We start from the raw sequence: 18,079 nt of genomic DNA on the forward strand, positions 1-18,079 counted from the left end.
GCCCAGCACGGCACCGTCACCCTGCGCACCGAAGCCGGAGCCATCACCGTCGGCGCCGCCCGCGGCACCTCCGCCACCCTCGACGCCTCCACCGCCCACGGCCGCATCAGCAACACCCTCCAGAACGCCGACGGCACCGACGCCGCCCTGACCATCCACGCCACCACCTCCTACGGCGACATCACCGCCCGCAGCCTCTGAGCCCACCCGTGGCCTCACCTGTGGCCTCACTGCCTCACCCCGAGGTGCCACCCACGCGGTGCGATAGATTGCGGGCGACACGAAGAGAAGAGCTCGCATGGACTCCCGCATCCCGCGGCTGCGACGCAAGCTGGCACGGATTCCGTACACACCCGGGCGGAGCCACTCCTTCGGGGAAGAGCGGCACGCGTTCCGACTCGGCCCTCGACTGCCGCAAGCCCGGGTGGACGACTTCGAGGCCGAACACGGTGTGGAACTCCCGCGGCCCTACCGAGACTTCCTCACCGGGCTGGGCGGAACCGGCGCGTCTCCGTACTACGGACTGATCCCACTGGAAGAGTGCAGGCTCTTCACGATGAACCCCCGAGGGGCCACCCCCGGACCGCGAGGCTTCAGGCCGGCAGACCGCCCCGCAAGGGGCGGTGACCTCCTCCTTCACATCATCGAACGCGGCTGCAGCGACCTCGTCCTGATAGGCATCACCGGCCCTCTCACCGGCCGCATGATCATCGGAAACACCGACGCCTTCTGGGGCCCGAACGTCTCCTCGGCCCCCGACTTCCTCGCCTGGTACGAACGCTGGCTCGACCAGATGGCCGCCGGCCAGGACAACCCGGCCCTGGAACTCACCTCACCCGGCTGCGAGTCGGCGCGGATGCGACGTTGGCGGAACGCGTCGCTGCCGGCGTCCTGACCCTCCCGAGCGCGCTCTGCGCACCACGGTTCAGCGCTTCCCCTCCCAGGGGTTCACGCCCTGTGCCCAGAGGCGCTTCTGTTCGGCCTCGCGGAGGAAGAGTGACGACGGTCGGCCCCAGAGGGCGGTGTCACCGAGTGGGCATTCGGCGAAGTCGCGGCGGAGGAGGCGTACGAGAAAGGCGACCATGCCGCAGTCGTGGCGTCGCCACAGGTTGTCGTCGCGGTTGCGTACCAGGAGCGGCCAGGTGGCGGGGTCGGTGCGGGATGCGTCCCAGCACAGCAGGTCCGAGCCGGCGGTGACTCCCCAGGTGATCAGCACCGGGTGGGTGTGGGCGAGCTCCGGGGACTTGTTCTCCTGTGCCCAGGAGTGCTCCGCGTTGCGTGTCTCCAGGAGCATGCCTCCGTACGGGGACGCCGGTTCGGCGTCCTTGTACTCGGGCTGCTGGATCACCAGGTAGCCCTGGATCGACCCGGCGCCGTAGACGTCGACGAAGTGCCGGTAGTCGGGCGGGAATTCGCGGCCCCATGAGGTGGCCATCCGGTGCCAGTCGATGGGTGCGGCGGCTTCGTCCGGTGGCGGTACGAGGTGCCGGAGTGCCTCGCGTTCGGCGGCCTGGCTCATGCGCGTTCCTCGCTCGTTCCGTCGTGCGGCCGGAATCCGTCGCCGGTGCTCGGGTGCTCGGGTGTTCAGATGCTCGGGTGGCGAGTAGACCTGCGGCGGTGCACAGGCTATCGGCCTCGGATTGCGGAGGCGGGCGGTTGGTTCGCCGTCGGCTCCATGACGCGGCTCCGCCGCCCGCCCGGGGAGGGCGGACGGCGGGGCGGGGTGAGGGGAGAGCGGGTTCAGCTGCCTGCGCGGCCCAGGGCGATGCGGCGTTCGAAGGTGCGGAAGGCGGCTTCCTGGCGCCATTCGACGGCGGCCTTGGGGCTGGCGGCGAGGATGCGGCGGCAGGCGGGGCGGAGGTGGTCGGAGCCGGGCCGGTCGTGGCGGCAGGGGCCGGCGAGGCGGTAGCCGTCGCGGGTGGGGTTGCCGTGCCAGATGCTCGCGCCGGGCAGGAAGGCGTACTCCAGGGAGGCGCGGGCCAGGTCCTTGAGCTCGCGGTAGGAGAGGTCGTAGGTCTCGGCGGCGTACCGGTACTCGTGGGTGATGTCGATGCGCGAGACGCCCGGGTCGTCGGTGGCGAGGACGACGGGGACGCCGTGGGCGCGGTACGTCTCGAAGGGGTGGTCGGCGCCCTTGACGCCGAGGATCTGGGCGTTGCTGGTGAACGGCACCTCGACGGCGACGCGCCGGGCGGCCATCGTGTCGGCCACCTTCCGCCAGTCGTCCTCGTGGACGAGGTCGACGCCGTGGCCGATGCGGTCGGTGCCGGCCACGTTCACGGCCTCGCCGATGTGGAAGGTCAGGTCCTCGGGCTTGACGAGGCCGGGCCACAGCTCGCCCGCGTGGAGGGTGACGTGGGCCTTCGGGTACACGCCGCGCAGGTACTTCAGCATCCGCATCTGGGTGCGGTAGTTGGCCAGGGAGGTGTCCCAGTCCTCGGGCTGTACGAGGTTGACCGCGACGAAGCGCGGGTCGGCCTCGGCGAGCCGCATGCCGAGCGCCATCTGGGTGAAGACCCGCTCGTTGGTACTGCCGCGGGAGACCTGGGAGATCCAGCGCACGGTGAGCCCGCAGCCGGGGCGGGGTGCGTCGGTGGCGCACCCGGCCTCGGTGCGGAACTCGGCGTCGCCGTCGTCGGCCTCCTTGCGGGCCTCGGCGACGACCGTGTCGAGCTTGCCGCCCGCGACGAGCCTGGCGTGCAGCTTGGCCAGGTCGGCGTCCCAGCCGACCTCGTTGGCGAGCTTCCTCGCGCTCTCGGAGGCCGGGCTGACCATCGTCTCCAGATAGAACTGGTTCTGCTCGGTCACGCTGTCCGCGAACTCGGCGAGCAGCTTCCCCCGGTGCCGCCAGGTCACCTCGCCGAACTTGCCGAAGGTGTCGAAGAAGTGGTCGTGGCCGTTGCCGCCGGGCGGGAAGTCCTGCATCGACCACTCGCGTACGAGTGCGTCGCGGAAGGCACGGTCGGTGCTCGCGTCGGCGGCCGGCCGGGTGCCCGGGCCGCACGGCGGGACGACGGCCGTCATCGTCTTCGTGTCGATGCACAGCCCGTCCTCGGCGGCGAGCTGGATCAGGTACTCGGTGGTGACCGCTCCGGACAGGTGGTTGTGCAGCTCGCCACCCTTGGGCAGGGCCCGGAAGAACGCCTGGAGCGCGGCCGGCTCGTCGCGGATCGCGGCGAGCCGTGCGGAGGCCACCGCCTCCCCCGCCGTCAGCGTCGGCCGCGGCGCGGCCGCGGGCCCGCCGGGCGCGGCACTCGCCGAGTTCGCCGGGGCGGCGACGGCGGTCGGCAGCAGGCACAGCGCGGCGACGAGGAGCGTACGCCGGCGCGAAGTGCGGCGCGGGGCGCTGCGGTTGAGGTCTCGTGGAGATACGGAATTGATCACTCCGGCATGATCGCGAGTAACAACGCGCCGTGGGGCCCCTGACGGGGCTCTTCCCCCACCACTCCACCCGCACGAGGGATCCCCTCGCACAGAACACCCGGCCTACGAACACACATGCCCTCCCTCACGCCCGGGGGTCAGAGCCAGCCGTTGCGGCGGAAGCCGCGGTGGATGACGAGGCAGGCGACCGCCATGACGCCGAGGACCATGGGGTAGCCGTAGGTCCAGCGCAGCTCGGGCATGTGCTCGAAGTTCATGCCGTAGACACCGCAGACCATCGTCGGGACCGCGACGATCGCGGCCCAGGCGGTGATCTTGCGCATGTCCTCGTTCTGCGCGACGGTCACCTGCGCGAGGTGGGCCTGGAGGATCGAGTCCAGGAGCGTGTCGTAGGAGGCGACCTGCTCGGTGACCCGCGCCAGGTGGTCGGCCACGTCACGGAAGTACGCGCGTATCTCGTCCGGGATGATCGGCACGGGCTCGGACGCCAGCCGCTGGAGCGGCCGGCCCAGTGGCGCCACGGCCCGCTTGAGTTCGAGGAGCTCGCGCTTGAGCTGGTAGATCCGGCCGACGTCACTGCTGTGGCCCTGCTCGGAGAAGACCGCGGTCTCGATCGCGTCCAGGTCGTCCTGCACGGCCTCCGTGACGGCGAGGTAGTCGTCGACGACATGGTCCGCGATCGCGTGCAGCACCACGGAGGGCCCCTTCGCGAGCTGCTCGGGCTCCGACTCCAGGGCCTCACGGAGCGGGCCGAGCGAGCCGTGCCCTCCGTGGCGGATGGTGATGACGAAGTCGGGCCCGGCGAAGGCCATCAGCTCGCCCGTGTCCACCACCTCGCTGGTGGCGGTGAGCTCGTCGTGCTCCACGTAGCGCACCGTCTTGAAGACGGCGAACAGTACGTCGTCGTACTGCTCGAGTTTCGGCCGCTGGTGGGCGTGGACGGCGTCCTCCACGGCCAGCGGGTGCAGCCCGAACAGCTCGGCCAGTCCCGCGAACTCCTTCTCCTCCGGTTCGTGCAGACCGATCCACACGAACCCGTCACCCGCCTTGCGGACGCGCCGCACGGCCTCCTCGGTCGACCGGACCCCGTCCTGCCGCACTCCGTCGCGGTAGACCACGCAGTTGACCACGGCACTGCCGAGGGGCGACCGCGCCGGGTGGCTGAGATCGACGGCACGCCGGTACGTCCGGCGGACGGCGGTGCGCAGGCGGTGAATCATCGACACGGGGAGCTCTCCTTCGGCAGATCGCCGGACAGTCTGCCACCAGCCCCTTGGGGACGACAGGCGGTCATGCCCACCCTCAGCATCGCGTTCACCTTCAGTCCATTGCAACAATCCCACGGACCTTGTTGCGTTAGATCCAGAATCATTGCAATGAAATGCAGCAACTGACCTGGAATGATGGCGATTTCACGCAACGTACCACTTGCCGAACTCTCGAACGCAACGTAGCTTTTCACTCATCGGAAACATCGAGGCGAACAACCGCCCGCCAAGACCAAGGAGAAGCACCATGCAGAAGTTCGACACCGCCGCCGCGATCGTCACCCTCCTCGCCGTCCCCGCCGGCCGCATCCGCCTCATCGCCGCCGACCGGACCGACACCACCGTCGAGGTCCTGCCCGCCGACCCCTCCAAGAGCCGCGACGTGCAGACGGCCGAGCGCACCGAAGTCGCCTATGCCGACGGCGTCCTGCGCATCGAGGTCCCGAAGACGAAGAACGGCGTCCTCGGTGACACCGGCTCCATCGAGGTGACGGTCCAGCTGCCCACCGGCTCCCGCGTCGAGGCCCAGGCCGCCGCCGCCGAACTCCGGACCGTCGGACGGCTCGGCGACGTGACCTTCGAGGGCGCCTACCGCCAGATCCAGATCGACGAGGCGGCCGCCCTCCGCCTCACCGCGACCGACGGCGACATCGAGGTCGGCCTGATCACCGGCTCCGCCGAGATCACCACCGCACGGGGCGACATCCGCATCGCCCAGGCGTCGGGCGGCACGGTCAGCCTGACCACCCAGAAGGGCGACATCTCGGTCGCCGCCGCCGCCGGCGTCTCCGCCTCCCTGGACGCCCGTACCGCCTACGGCCGCGTCAGCAACTCCCTCAAGAACGACGGCACTTCCGGCCTGAAGATCCAGGCCACGACGGCGTACGGCGACATCGCCGCCCGCAGCCTCTGACCCGACGCCCCCGACCCGCAGCCCCTCAGGAGTGCGCATCATGGCCACGCCGACCCTCCCGCATCAGGTGGTCGCCTCGGCCGCCAGGTCCGGGACGGACGGCACGGCGCCGACGGCCATCCGCAGGGTGACCGTGATGGTCAGCCCGCCTCCGGGGGTGTCCTCCGGCGCCAGAGCACCGCCCATCGCCTCCACGAAGCCCCGCGCCACCGCCAGGCCGAGACCGACGCCCTCACCGCGCGGAGCGTCGCCATAGCGCTGGAAGGCGCCGAAGATGCGCTCCTTGGCCTCGTCCGGGACACCGGGACCGCGATCGACCACCCGGAGTTCCACCCGGTCCGCCAGAGCGCTCGCCGAGACCAGGACCGGCTGCCCGGGCGGGCTGTACTTGACCGCGTTCTCGACGATGTTGGCGACGGCCCGTTCCAGGAGGCCGCGGTCGACGGCGACCATCGGCAGCGTCTCGGGGATGTCCAGGTCGACGCCGTCCTCGGGGACGCCGAGCAGCGCCATCGGTACGACTTCGTCGAGGTCGGTCTCCCGGACGACGGCGGTGACGGTGCCCGTCTCCAGACGGGACATGTCGAGCAGGTTGCCGACGAGGTGGTCCAGACGATCGGCGCCGGACTCGATGCCCTCCAGGAGCTCGGCACGGTCCTCCTCCGACCACTCCACGTCGTCGGAGCGCAGCGACGTGACCGATGCCTTGATACCGGCGAGCGGCGTACGCAGGTCGTGACTGACGGCCGCGAGGAGCGACGTACGGATCTTGTTGCCCTCCGCGAGCTTCCGGGCCTCCTCAGCCTCGCCTACGAGCCGCTGCCGGTCGAGGACGACCGCGGCCTGGGCGGCGAAGGCGCCCAGCACCCGCCGGTCCTCGGCGGGCAGCACCCGGCCGGTGAGGGCGAGCGCGAGGTGGTCGCCGACCGGCATGTCGACGTCCGCGTCCTCCGGACGGTCGCACGGGCCGTGGCCGACGACGGCGACGCAGGACCACGGCTCCGTCTCGTCGGGGCGTTCCAAGAGGGCGACCGACTCCATCGAGAACGTCTCCCGGACCCGTTCGAGGAGCGCTTCGAGCGTCGTCTCGCCCCGCAGGACGCTCCCGGCGAGGAAGGACAGGGTCTCGGACTCGGCTCGCAGCCGGGCGGCCTGGTGGGTGCGGCGCGCCGCCAGGTCCACGACCGAGGCCACCGAGATCGCCACGCCGACGAAGATCGCCAGGGCGACGATGTTGCGGGGGTCGGCGATGGTGAGCTCGTGGATCGGCGGGGTGAAGAACCAGTTCAGGAGCAACGACCCGAAGGCGGCCGAGGCCAGGGCCGGCTTGAGTCCGCCGAGGAGCGCCGCGGCGACGGTGAGCGTGAGGTAGAGCAGGACGTCGTTGGCCAGCCCCACGTCGGAGATGGCGGTGCTGAGCAGCAGGGTGAGGAGGGCCGGCCCTCCCAGACCCACGAGCCAGCCCCAGATGGTCCGGGAGCGACCGAGCCGGGCGCCCCCGATGACGGGCAGTCGGCGGCCCTTGGCGGCCTCGTCGTGCGTGACGATGTGAACGTCGAGGTCAGGTCCGGACTCGCGGGCGACCGTGGCGCTGACACCGGGGCCGAAGAGGTACTGCCAGGAACGGCGCCGGCTCACGCCGAGCACGATCTGGGTGGCGTTCACCCCGCGCGCGAACGCCAGGAGCCCGGCGGGGACGTCGTCGCCGACGACGTGGTGGAACGTGCCCCCCAGGTCCTCGACGAGGGTGCGCTGGACCGCCAGCTCCTTCGGGGAGGCCGAGGTCAGGCCGTCGCTGCGCGAGATGTACACGGCGAGCACCTCGCCGCCCGCGCCCTTCTCCGCGAGCCGCACGGCGCGCCGTATCAGGGCCCGCCCCTCGGGCCCGCCGGTGAGACCGACGACGATCCGCTCCCGCGACCCCCAGATCTTGGAGACGCGGTGCTCGGTCCGGTACTCCTGGAGGTACTCGTCGACCCGGTCCGCCGTCCACAGCAGCGCCAGCTCGCGCAGGGCGGTGAGGTTGCCGGGGCGGAAGTAGTTGGAGAGGGCCGCGTCGACCTTGTCCGGCTTGTAGATGTTGCCGTGCGCCATGCGGCGGCGCAGCGCCTGGGGCGACATGTCGACCAGTTCGATCTGGTCGGCGCGCCGGACGACCTCGTCCGGGACGGTCTCCTTCTGCCGGATGCCGGTGATGGCCTCGACGACGTCCCCGAGGGACTCCAGGTGCTGGATGTTCACCGTCGACACGACGTCGATGCCGGCCGCGAGCAACTCCTCGACGTCCTGCCAGCGCTTGGCGTTCCGCGACCCCGGGACGTTCGTGTGCGGCAGCTCGTCGACGAGCGCGACGGCCGGCCGCCGCGCCAGGACGGCGTCCACGTCCATCTCCGTGAAGGACGTCCCCCGGTACTCGATCGTCCGGCGCGGAATCATCTCCAGACCGTGCAGCATGACCTCGGTCCGGGGCCGGTTGTGGTGCTCCACGAAGGCCACGACGCAGTCCGTGCCGCGCTCGACGCGCCGGTGCCCCTCGGAGAGCATGGAGTACGTCTTGCCGACGCCCGGCGCCGCTCCCAGGTAGATACGCAGCTTTCCGCGTCCCATGTTCCGCGTCTCTCCTAGGTTCTACGGTTCGAATCTCGTCGTGCAGCGGGAGCCGGCGGGTCCGGGGCGTTCCCGGATCCGCCGGCTCCCGTGCCGCTTCGATCAGGCCATCAGCCCTTGGTCAATTCCTTGAGCGCAGTGTTGAGCTGGAGGACGTTGACGCGGGGTTCGCCGATGAAGCCGAGGATGCGGTCGTCGGTGTGGTCGGCGACGAGCTTGTCGACCTGGGCGACGGTCAGGTGGTTCTTCTCGGCGACCCGGTGGACCTGGAGCTTCGCGTAATCGGGGGAGATGTGCGGGTCCAGGCCGGAGCCGGAGGAGGTGACGGCGTCGGCGGGGACGTCCGACGGCTTCACCGTGTAGCCCTTCACCGAGTTGTCCTTGATGACGGCCGCCTTGGCGTCCTTGACCCAGGTGATCAGGTCCGCGTTGTCGCCGGAGCGGTTGGTGGCACCGGAGAGGATCAGCTTGTACTGGGTGTTGACGCTGTTGGTACCGAGGCCGTTGGAGGGGCGCGGCTGGAACCACTTCAGGTCCGGAGCCGGCGTCTCCTCGCCGTCCTTCAGCGGAAGGTTGTAGGTCTGGCCGATGAGTTCGGAACCGACGACCTTTCCGTCGACCTTCACCTCGGAGCCGTTCGCCTTGCCGGGGAGGGCAACTTGGGCGATGCCCGTGACGGCCAGGGGATAGAGGACGCCGGTGATCACGGTCAGGACGAGCAGGGCGCGCAGGCCCGCCCAGAGCACTCGGCCGGTGTTCGCTGCTGAATTGTTCATCGCGGGTCAGCCGATTCCGGGGATGAGGGAGAGGAGCAGGTCGATGATCTTGATGCCGACGAACGGGGCGATCAGGCCACCGAGTCCGTAGATGCCGAGGTTGCGGCGGAGCATCTTGTCGGCGCTGGTCGGCTTGTACTGGACACCCTTGAGGGCGAGCGGCACGAGGGCGATGATGATCAGCGCGTTGAAGATGACGGCGGACAGGATCGCGGACTCGGGCGAGGTGAGGCCCATGATGTTGAGCTTGTCGAGCGACGGGTAGGCGACGGCGAACATCGCGGGGATGATCGCGAAGTACTTCGCCACGTCGTTGGCGATCGAGAAGGTCGTCAACGCGCCCCGGGTGATGAGGAGTTGCTTGCCGATCTCGACGATCTCGATGAGCTTGGTCGGGTTGGAGTCGAGGTCGACCATGTTGCCGGCCTCCTTCGCGGCCGACGTGCCGGTGTTCATCGCGACACCGACGTCGGCCTGCGCGAGGGCGGGGGCGTCGTTCGTGCCGTCGCCGGTCATCGCGACCAGCTTCCCGCCGGCCTGCTCGCGCTTGATGAGGGCCATCTTGTCCTCGGGCGTGGCCTCGGCGAGGAAGTCGTCGACACCCGCCTCCTCGGCGATGGCCTTGGCGGTCAGCGGGTTGTCGCCCGTGATCATGACCGTCTTGATGCCCATGCGGCGCAGCTCGTCGAAGCGCTCCCGCATGCCCTCCTTCACCACGTCCTTCAGGTGGATGACACCGAGGACACGGGCACCCTTCTCGTCCTTGACCGCGACGAGCAGCGGAGTGCCTCCGGCCTCGGAGATCCTGTTCGCCAGGGTGTCGGCGTCGTCGGCCACCGGGCCACCCTGCTCACGGACCCAGTCGACGACCGAACCGGCCGCGCCCTTACGGGTCTGCCTGCCGTCCACGTCGACACCGGACATACGGGTCTGGGCGGTGAACTCGATCCAGGTGGCGTGCGCCAGCTCGCCCTGGTGGCGTTCGCGAAGGCCGTACTTCTCCTTGGCGAGGACCACGATCGAGCGGCCCTCCGGGGTCTCGTCGGCGAGCGAGGACAGCTGGGCCGCGTCGGCCAGTTCGGCCTCGGTGGTGCCCTTGACCGGGACGAACTCGGATGCCTGCCGGTTGCCGAGCGTGATCGTGCCGGTCTTGTCGAGGAGCAGCGTCGACACGTCTCCGGCGGCCTCGACCGCGCGGCCGGACATCGCCAGGACGTTGCGCTGGACCAGCCGGTCCATGCCGGCGATGCCGATCGCGGAGAGGAGCGCGCCGATGGTGGTCGGGATCAGACAGACCAGGAGCGCCGTGAGGACGATCATCGAGGTCTGCTTGTCCGCACCCGCGTAGATCGCGAACGGCTTCAGGGTGACGACGGCGAGCAGGAAGACGATCGTGAGGGACGCCAGGAGGATGTTGAGGGCGATCTCGTTCGGGGTCTTCTGCCGCGCGGCGCCCTCGACCAGGTTGATCATCCGGTCGATGAACGTCTCGCCCGGCTTCGTCGTGATCTTGATGACGACCCGGTCGGACAACACCTTCGTACCGCCCGTGACCGCGCAGCGGTCGCCGCCCGACTCGCGGATCACGGGGGCGGACTCGCCGGTGATCGCGGACTCGTCCACCGACGCGACACCCTCGACGACGTCACCGTCGCCGGGGATGATGTCGCCGGCCTCGCAGACCACCAGGTCGCCGATCCTCAGCTCGGTGCCCGGGACCCGTTCCTCGTTCGTCCCGATGATCCGGCGGGCGACGGTGTCGGTCTTGGCCTTGCGCAGGGTGTCGGCCTGGGCCTTGCCGCGGCCCTCGGCGACCGCCTCCGCCAGGTTGGCGAAGATCGTGGTCAGCCACAGCCACGCGGTGATCGCCCAGCCGAACCAGTCCCCCGGGTTCTTCACGGCCAGCACCGTCGTGACGACCGAGCCGACCAGGACCACGAACATCACGGGCGACTTGATCATCACGCGCGGGTCGAGCTTCCTGACCGCGTCCGGGAAGGACTTGATCAGCTGCTTGGGGTCGAAGAGACCTCCGCCGATCCGTCCGGGGGCGTGGTGGCCCCCGGACAGGTCGCCGTGGGGCACCTTGGTCGCAGTCGCGGTGGACATGTCGTCCTCGTGCTTCTTTACGTCGTTGGTCATGCCGCGAGCCCTTCGGCGAGCGGGCCCAGCGCGAGGGCCGGGAAATAGGTGAGACCGGTGATGATCAGAATCGTGCCGACCAGGAGGCCCGTGAACAGCGGCTTCTCCGTCCGCAGCGTGCCCGCCGTCTCGGGTACGGGCGCCTGCTCGGCCAGCGAACCCGCCAGCGCGAGGACGAACACCATCGGCAGGAACCGGCCCAGCAGCATCGCGATGCCGATCGTGGTGTTGAACCACTGGGTGTCGGCGTTCAGGCCGGCGAAGGCCGAGCCGTTGTTGTTCGCACCCGAGGTGAAGGCATAGAGGATCTCGGAGAAACCGTGCGCGCCCGAGTTGGTCATCGAGTGCGACGGGGTGTCCAGGACGAACGAGGCCGCCGTGAAGCACAGGACCAGGGCGGGGGTGACGAGGATGTAGCAGGCGGCGAACTTGATCTCGCGGGTGCCGATCTTCTTCCCCAGGTACTCCGGGGTGCGGCCGACCATCAGACCGGCGATGAACACCGCGATGATCGCCATGATCAGCATGCCGTAGAGGCCGGAGCCCACACCGCCGGGCGCGATCTCGCCGAGCTGCATGCCCAGCATCGTGATCCCGCCGCCGAAGCCGGTGTACGAGGAATGGAAGGAGTTCACCGCGCCCGTCGACGTCAGCGTCGTCGCCACCGCGAAGAGCGACGAGCCGCCGATCCCGAACCGGGTCTCCTTGCCCTCCATCGCGCCACCGGCCAGGTCGAACGCCAGGCCGTTGTGGGCGAACTCGGTCCACATCATCAGCGCGGTGAAGCCGACCCAGATGGCCGCCATCGTGCCGAGGATCGCGTACCCCTGCCTCAGCGAGCCGACCATCCGGCCGAACGTCCGCGTCAGCGCGAACGGGATCACCAGGATCAGGTAGATCTCGAAGAGGTTGGACAGACCGTTGGGGTTCTCGAAGGGATGGGCCGAGTTGGCGTTGAAGTAGCCGCCGCCGTTCGTTCCCAGCTCCTTGATGACCTCCTGCGAGGCCACCGCACCGCCGTTCCACTGCTGCGAGCCGCCCGCGAACTGCCCGACCTCGTGGATGCCGGAGAAGTTCTGGATCGCACCACAGGCGACGAGGACCAGCGCGCCGATCACGGAGATCGGCAGCAGGATGCGGACGACGCCCCGGACCAGGTCCGCCCAGAAGTTCCCCAGCTCACCGGTACGGGAGCGGGCGAAGCCGCGCACCAGCGCGACCGCCACGGCGATGCCCACGGCCGCCGACACGAAGTTCTGCACCGCCAGACCACCGGTCTGCACGACGTGGCCCATGGCCTGCTCGCCGTAGTACGACTGCCAGTTGGTGTTGGCAACGAAGGACGCCGCCGTGTTGAACGCCTGGTCCGGGTCGATCGACACGAAGCCGAGCGAACCCGGCAGCGAGCCCTGCACCCGCTGGAGCAGATAGAGGAACAGGACGCTCACCGCGGAGAAGGCGAGGACCCCCCGCAGATACGCCGGCCAGCGCATCTCGACGCTCGGGTTCGCACCGATCGCCTTGTAGATCCACTTCTCGGGCTTGTAGTGCTTCTCCGAGGAGTACACCTTCGCCATGTAGTCGCCCAGCGGCCGGTACGACAGGCCCAGGGCGACGACCAGCGCCAGAAGCTGGAGGACTCCAGCAAGAACAGGACTCATATCCGTACTCAGAACCTCTCCGGCTTGACGAGGGCGAGGACGAGATAGACCAGCAGAGCGGCGGCCACGATCAGACCGACGACGTTCTCGGCAGTCACAGCTTGGCCACCCCCTTGGCGATGAAGGCCACCAGCGCGAAGATCGCGATCGTGGTGACGACGAAGGCCACGTCGGCCATCGTGAGCTCCCGGATGCAGGAAGAAGGAAGAACGGATTCTCGGACAAGACGAGAAAACCGCGTTTCGGCCACGGATCGGCCCTCGTTAACGGCCCCCATACGCCCCGCAGCGCGGTCTTGACGCGTCCCCTACGGCTCCCTGGCTCGCGACGTCGAACCCATCATCGCGGCGGCGAAGGCCGGCGCGGCGAGCGCGGAGACGCTGCGGCTGCGGGTGAGCGCGTCGGGGTACGAGGCGCGCATGGTCGCGGACACGGTGGCGGCGAAATCGTCGTCGTACAGGCGCATGACCACCCGGATCGCCGGGTTGATCTCCCGCGCGGCCATCGCGAGGTCCAGGTTCTCCCCGTCGCCGTGCGTGACGACCAGCAGGGACTTGCCGTGCCGGATTCCGGCCTGCTCCAGCACCCCGGGTGCCGTCGCGTCCTCAAAGAGGAGGGGAATGCCCAGCTCACGGGCGTAGGCGACGCCGCGGGCCGCCGGATCACGCTCGATGACGACGACCTTGTGGTCGGTGGTGCGCAGGCGGGCCAGGACGCGGGTGCCGATCTTCCCCAGGCCGACGAGCACGATGTGGTCGGCCATCTCCGGAGCGGGTGGCTGGTTCGCCGAGCCGGTGCGGAAGGCTTCGGTGGCGTGCATGGTCGCCGCGACCACCAGCGGCAGGATGGCGAGCCCGACGAAACCGGCGATGAGTTGGAGTATCCGCCGTGCGGGGGACTCTTCATCGCCGGTGGCGGGGTCGCCCATGGTGAAGATGTCCAGGAGCGGCAGGTAGACGGCGCGCCACAGCGGGTCGCCCTCGGCCAGCCAGGTGGCTACGGAGAGGACGACGACGATCGCGGCGAGTACGCCGAACACGGCGAGGACCTCGCGCGCGAGGAACACCTTCCAGGGGAGATGCGAGAGTCGCGCCCGCAGCCAGGCGCGGCTGCCGTTCCGGTCGTCCGGGACGCGCGGCGCGTGGTGGTGGGTGACCTCTTCGAGCATGAGGCGGCCGTGGGTGAACTGTCGCCGGTCCGCGGTCCTGGTGTCGGGCAGCAGTTGCGTACCGCCGAGCCGGCGGTCTCGGCGCTGTCCTCGCTCGCCGGGTCGTCCTCATGCGCCCCGGAGAGGACGGCGAGGGTGGCGAGGTCGGCGGTGTGCGGCGAGGTTCCGGCCGCCCGCACCACGCCGCGGAACACCTTCCCGTCGACTTGAAGCAGACGTATGGACGGGTTGAGGCCCCGGGCCAGCAGTGCGGCCGTCATGTTCACCTGGTCGTCGGCGTAGGTGAGGGCGAGGGCGGCGGCGCGCTCGACACCCGCGGCTCTGAGAGTCCGCTCGTCGGGTCCGGGGGCCACGATCAGTTCGATCGGGGAGTGCGGGTCGCGGTGCAGGGCGGCGATGTCGGCACCGTGCTGGTCACGCCGTGAGGGGAGGACGACGGTGACCGCCTCGCCGCACACGGCGTCGAGTTCGACCGCGAGGCGGTGGGCGAGGGCGTCGTCCCCGCAGATCACCATGTGCTGGGAGCGCTGCCCAAGTGGCATACCTAGATGGATCGTTGACGTCACATCCGGCAACCCTGCCGAACGAAGCCCGCCACGTCCCCCGTCGCACGGGAGTTCGGTGTCAAGGTCGCGTCAGGATCGCCGGAGGCCCCGGTTCCGAGGATCGCCGCAGAGGCTCCGTTCCGCCGCCGTCTCAGACCGCGCAGGGCAGCGAGACGACCATGGTCAGACCGCCGCCCGGGGTGTCCTCCGGGGTCAGCGTGCCGGACATGGCCTCGGTGAGGCCGCGGGCGAGGGCCAGGCCGAGGCCGACACCCGTGGTGTTGTCGGTGTCGCCCAGTCGTTGGAACGGCTCGAAGACCCGCTCCCGGTCGCCGGGAGGCAGTCCGGGGCCACGGTCGACGACCCTCAGTTCCACCCGGCCGGCGAGCGCGCTGACCGTGAGCAGGACGGGGTGGCCGGGTGGAGCGAAGCGGCTCGCGTTGCCCACCAGGTTGGCGATCACGCGTTCGAGCAGGGGCGGGTCGGCGAAGACCGGCGGCGCCTGCTCGAAGCCGTGCAGGACGGGTCGGGGTGCGTCGGAGGGCAGCGCGTCGAGTGCCGCGGGCAGGACCTCCTCCAGCGCCGTGGGGCGGAGTGTGAGGTTCAGAGCGCCGGCCTGGAGGCGGCTCATGTCGAGGAGGTTGTCGATGAGCCGGGCCAGCCGGGCCATGGACTCGTCGGCGGTGGCGAGCAGTTCGTCGCGCTCGTCCGGGCTGAACTCGACGTCGGTACTGCGCAGGGAGGCGACGGCCGCCCATCCGGCGGCGAGAGGGGTGCGCAGGTCGTGGCTGACGGCGGCGAGCAGGGCCGTCCGCATCCGGTCGGCGGCCCGTACGGGCTCCACCTCGGCGGCGGCCTCGGCGAGCCTGGCGTGTTCGGCGGCCGCGGTGACATGGGCGGCGAACGCGGCCAGGACGCGTCGGTCCGAGGAGGGCAGGGTCCGGCCGCGCAGGACGAGGAAGTGGCCGTCGCCGACGGCGACCTGGCTGACGGCGGGTTCGCCCGCGTGGGCCGCGGGGAGCTCTGCGGCCGGTACGAGTTCGGCGGACTCGGCGCCGAAGATCTCCCGGGTACGGGCGAGCAGGGCGGACACCGTGTGGTCGCCGCGTACCACCGAACCGGCGAGCGAGGAGAGCGTCTCGGCCTCGGCCGTGGCCCGGGCCGCGCGTCTGGACAGGCGCAGCGAGCGGTCGACGGCTCCGCCCATCACGGCGGCGACGAGGACGAAGACCGCGAGGGCGAGCATGTTGTCCGCGTCGGCGAAGGTGAAGGCACCCACGGGCGGTATGAACCAGTAGTTGAGCAGCAACGAGGCGGTGACGGCTGTGACGAGCGCCGAGACGACCCCGCCGAGGCAGGCCACACCGACCACGGTGGCGAGGAAGAGGAGGGCCTCGCTCGTGAGGTTGAACACCCCCCGTGTGTGGTCGAGGAGCAGGGTGAGCAGGACCGGCAGGACAATCCCGGCGAGCGGGCCGACGACGCGCCGTGAGACGGGCAACGCGTGGCGGCGGGAGGGGAGCAGCCGGCCGTGGCCCGCCCGCTCGTGGGTGACCGTGTGGACGTCGATGTCGCCGGAGAGCGCGACGATCGTCTCGCCGATTCCCCGGCCCGTCAGGAAGCGTTCGAGCCGGCCGCGCCGGCTGGTGCCGAGGACGAGCTGGGTGGCGTTCTCGGCGCGGGCGAACTCCACCAGGGCCGTGGGCACGTCGTCCCCGACGACCGTGTGGTAGCTGCCGCCGAGGCTCTCGGCGAGCCGCCGCTGACCGGCGAGGGCCGAGGACGAGGTACCGGCCGCGAGGCCGTCGCTGCGGACGACGTGCACGGCGAGCAGCCGGCCCTGGGCCGTCCGGGCGGCGATACGGCTCGCGCGCCGGATCAGGGTGTCGCCCTCGGGTCCGCCGGTGAGAGCGACGACGATCCGTTCGCGTATCTCCCACACGCCGCCGATGCCACGCTCGGAGCGGTACTTGCGCAGGGCCTCGTCGACGCGGTCGGCCACCCACAGCAGGGCCAGTTCGCGCAGCGCGATGAGGTTGCCCGTACGGAAGTAGCTGGCGAGGGCGGCGTCGACGTCCTCGGGCGGGTGGATGTTGCCGTGAGCCATCCGGCGCCGGAGCTCCTGCGGATCCATGTCCACGAGTTCGATCTGGTCGGCACGGCGGACGACGGCGTCGGGAACGGTCTCGTCCTGCGGCACCCCGGTGATCTTCTCGACGACGTCGCTGAGCGACTCCAGGTGCTGGACGTTGACCGTGGTGAGGACGTCGATGCCGGCGGCGAGCAGCTCCTCGACGTCCTGCCGGCGGTGGGCGTTGCGGTGGCCCGGTGCGTTGGTGTGGGCGAGGTCGTCGACGAGGATCACGGCGGGTGCGCGGCGAAGCGCCCGGTCGAGGTCGAGCTCGGGGCGGACGCGGCCGGCGTGGGTGGGCTCCAGTGTCTCCAGGCCCTCGAGCATCGCCTCGGTGTGGGGGCGGCCCTGGCAGGCCGCGATGCCGACGACGACATCGGCACCGCGTGCGGCTCTGCGCCGGCCCTCGTCCAGCATGCGGTAGGTCTTGCCGACCCCGGTGGCGGCACCGACGAAGACCTTGAGCCTCCCCGGACGGACTTCCGGGTCGACGGGCCCCGACGGCGCGGGCAGGTTCAGAACTTCTCCGGACGGATCAGCGCGGCCACGAGACAGCCGACGATGCTGACGGCGACGATCAGTCCGACCACGTTCTCCACGCTCATGAGCGCTTCACTCCCTGGTGAGTCCCTACAGGTGTCCCGTGGTGAGGAAACCCGGTGCGCGGCGCGCGTACGAGCACTTTGACGGGTCCCTTGCGGGGTGCCGCCGCATGCTGACGGCCTCTTGGCGGATCTCTGACGCGGAGCCGCTCGGCCGCGTCGAAGGAACGGCTGTTGATGGCCGTGACCTCGTCGAGGGCCTCCATCCACGCGCCGAAGTGGGCGTTGGACTTCCCCGGTTCCCAGCTGATGCCGAAGGCGACGGCCTCCTGTGCCCGGCCTGCGGCGACGAGGGAGCGGACGGTGCGGTCGGCCGCGGCCCGCTCACCGGGGAAGGTGATGTTGTCCAGCTCGCGCCGGAACTCGCCGGTGAACCGCTTGTCCTCGTGGTCCTCCCGGTACGCCGTCCACGTCTCAGCGAGCCGTGACTCGTACGAGGCGAGGTCGGCGTCCTTCATCCCGTACAGGCTCTGCGACTTGGCGAGGAAGTCGGCCTCGTGGGCGGCGCGGTGGTCCCGGTCGAGGAGGTAGCGGCTCTCGTCGGCGTTGGCGTCGTAGGCGATCGCGCGGGCGCGGGAGAGGGCGACGACCGAGTCGAAGGCGTCACGGCGGGCGACCCGCAGCTGCTCCGAGGTGGCAGTGAGGGCCTGGGAGCCGAGGACGACGGCAAGGAGGGCGCAGGCGGTGGCGGTGAGCAGGGCGGGGTTGAGGATGCGGTGGAAGCGGCGGGCGAGGTACCGCTGGAGCAGGGCGAGTACGGCGAGCAGAGCGACACCCAGGGCCAGGAGCAAGGCCGCCTGGGTGCCCAGGTCGGATCGTTCGGCGGCGTAGGCGTCCTCGAACTGGCCATTGGTGTGCTGTCGACGAGGGTCCGGGCCTCCG

Annotated in this window: 16 protein-coding genes and 1 pseudogene; 3 read left to right on the top strand and 14 right to left on the bottom strand. The window is 70.3% G+C overall.

Annotated features, from left to right (window positions below; all coding sequences use genetic code 11):
• Nucleotides 1-201: pseudogene (locus ACFVZH_RS28675) on the top strand (hypothetical protein); the annotation flags it as partial.
• 502 nt (nt 202-703) lie between these two features.
• On the top strand, nt 704-895 hold the full coding sequence (locus tag ACFVZH_RS28680) for a hypothetical protein (protein WP_384901682.1): 192 nt from the start codon (nt 704-706) through the stop codon (nt 893-895).
• A gap of 30 nt (nt 896-925) precedes the next feature.
• Here ACFVZH_RS28680 and ACFVZH_RS28685 read toward each other — a convergent pair whose 3' ends face one another.
• The 3 genes from ACFVZH_RS28685 to corA all read right to left on the bottom strand — a co-directional run bounded on the left by ACFVZH_RS28685 (nt 926) and on the right by corA (nt 4,604).
• Nucleotides 926-1,519: a hypothetical protein gene (locus tag ACFVZH_RS28685; protein WP_384901684.1), complete on the bottom strand. Its 594-nt coding sequence runs from the start codon at nt 1,517-1,519 to the stop codon at nt 926-928.
• A gap of 221 nt (nt 1,520-1,740) precedes the next feature.
• The gene (locus ACFVZH_RS28690; RefSeq protein WP_384901685.1) at nt 1,741-3,384 is read right to left on the bottom strand and encodes an adenosine deaminase; all 1,644 of its coding nucleotides are present in this window, start codon (nt 3,382-3,384) and stop codon (nt 1,741-1,743) included.
• Between the two features lie 137 nt (nt 3,385-3,521).
• The gene (gene corA, locus ACFVZH_RS28695) at nt 3,522-4,604 is read right to left on the bottom strand and encodes a magnesium/cobalt transporter CorA (RefSeq protein WP_384901832.1); all 1,083 of its coding nucleotides are present in this window, start codon (nt 4,602-4,604) and stop codon (nt 3,522-3,524) included.
• 295 nt (nt 4,605-4,899) lie between these two features.
• On the opposite strand from corA, the gene ACFVZH_RS28700 reads away from it, so the two are divergent.
• On the top strand, nt 4,900-5,565 hold the full coding sequence (locus ACFVZH_RS28700; RefSeq protein WP_384901687.1) for a DUF4097 family beta strand repeat-containing protein: 666 nt from the start codon (nt 4,900-4,902) through the stop codon (nt 5,563-5,565).
• Nucleotides 5,566-5,628: 63 nt separating this feature from the next.
• On the opposite strand, the gene ACFVZH_RS28705 is transcribed toward ACFVZH_RS28700, so the two are convergent.
• The 11 genes from ACFVZH_RS28705 to ACFVZH_RS28755 all read right to left on the bottom strand — a co-directional run bounded on the left by ACFVZH_RS28705 (nt 5,629) and on the right by ACFVZH_RS28755 (nt 17,988).
• Nucleotides 5,629-8,172 (bottom strand): ATP-binding protein, encoded by a 2,544-nt coding sequence (locus ACFVZH_RS28705; protein WP_384901688.1) that lies wholly within the window; start codon nt 8,170-8,172, stop codon nt 5,629-5,631.
• 110 nt (nt 8,173-8,282) lie between these two features.
• The gene (locus ACFVZH_RS28710) at nt 8,283-8,948 is read right to left on the bottom strand and encodes a potassium-transporting ATPase subunit C (RefSeq protein WP_384901690.1); all 666 of its coding nucleotides are present in this window, start codon (nt 8,946-8,948) and stop codon (nt 8,283-8,285) included.
• A 6-nt stretch (nt 8,949-8,954) separates the two neighbouring features.
• Nucleotides 8,955-11,090, bottom strand: a complete 2,136-nt coding sequence (kdpB, locus tag ACFVZH_RS28715) for a potassium-transporting ATPase subunit KdpB (RefSeq protein WP_384901692.1) — start codon at nt 11,088-11,090, stop codon at nt 8,955-8,957.
• Nucleotides 11,087-12,751 (bottom strand): potassium-transporting ATPase subunit KdpA, encoded by a 1,665-nt coding sequence (gene kdpA, locus ACFVZH_RS28720; protein WP_384901694.1) that lies wholly within the window; start codon nt 12,749-12,751, stop codon nt 11,087-11,089. Before kdpA ends, kdpB begins: the two co-directional genes overlap by 4 nt.
• 8 nt (nt 12,752-12,759) lie before the next feature.
• On the bottom strand, nt 12,760-12,849 hold the full coding sequence (gene kdpF / locus ACFVZH_RS28725; RefSeq protein ID WP_384901695.1) for a K(+)-transporting ATPase subunit F: 90 nt from the start codon (nt 12,847-12,849) through the stop codon (nt 12,760-12,762).
• A complete protein-coding gene (locus ACFVZH_RS28730; RefSeq protein ID WP_384901697.1) occupies nt 12,846-13,001 on the bottom strand; it encodes a hypothetical protein in 156 nt (51 codons plus the stop codon). The genes kdpF and ACFVZH_RS28730 overlap by 4 nt, the downstream gene beginning before the upstream one ends.
• A 57-nt stretch (nt 13,002-13,058) precedes the next feature.
• Nucleotides 13,059-13,679, bottom strand: a complete 621-nt coding sequence (locus ACFVZH_RS28735; RefSeq protein ID WP_384901834.1) for an NAD(P)-binding protein — start codon at nt 13,677-13,679, stop codon at nt 13,059-13,061.
• Nucleotides 13,680-13,747: 68 nt separating this feature from the next.
• Nucleotides 13,748-14,461 (bottom strand): NAD-binding protein, encoded by a 714-nt coding sequence (locus ACFVZH_RS28740; protein ID WP_384901698.1) that lies wholly within the window; start codon nt 14,459-14,461, stop codon nt 13,748-13,750.
• Between the two features lie 154 nt (nt 14,462-14,615).
• Nucleotides 14,616-17,012: an ATP-binding protein gene (locus tag ACFVZH_RS28745; protein WP_384901700.1), complete on the bottom strand. Its 2,397-nt coding sequence runs from the start codon at nt 17,010-17,012 to the stop codon at nt 14,616-14,618.
• Nucleotides 17,013-17,110: 98 nt separating this feature from the next.
• Nucleotides 17,111-17,200, bottom strand: coding sequence for a potassium-transporting ATPase subunit F (locus ACFVZH_RS28750; RefSeq protein ID WP_384901702.1), 90 nt, complete (start codon nt 17,198-17,200; stop codon nt 17,111-17,113).
• Complete coding sequence (locus ACFVZH_RS28755) at nt 17,197-17,988, bottom strand: hypothetical protein (RefSeq protein ID WP_384901704.1); 792 nt, start codon at nt 17,986-17,988, stop codon at nt 17,197-17,199. Before ACFVZH_RS28755 ends, ACFVZH_RS28750 begins: the two co-directional genes overlap by 4 nt.
• Between the last annotated feature and the right edge of the window lie 91 nt (nt 17,989-18,079).

This window comes from Streptomyces sp. NPDC059534 (genome assembly GCF_042743475.1).
Taxonomy (GTDB): domain Bacteria; phylum Actinomycetota; class Actinomycetes; order Streptomycetales; family Streptomycetaceae; genus Streptomyces.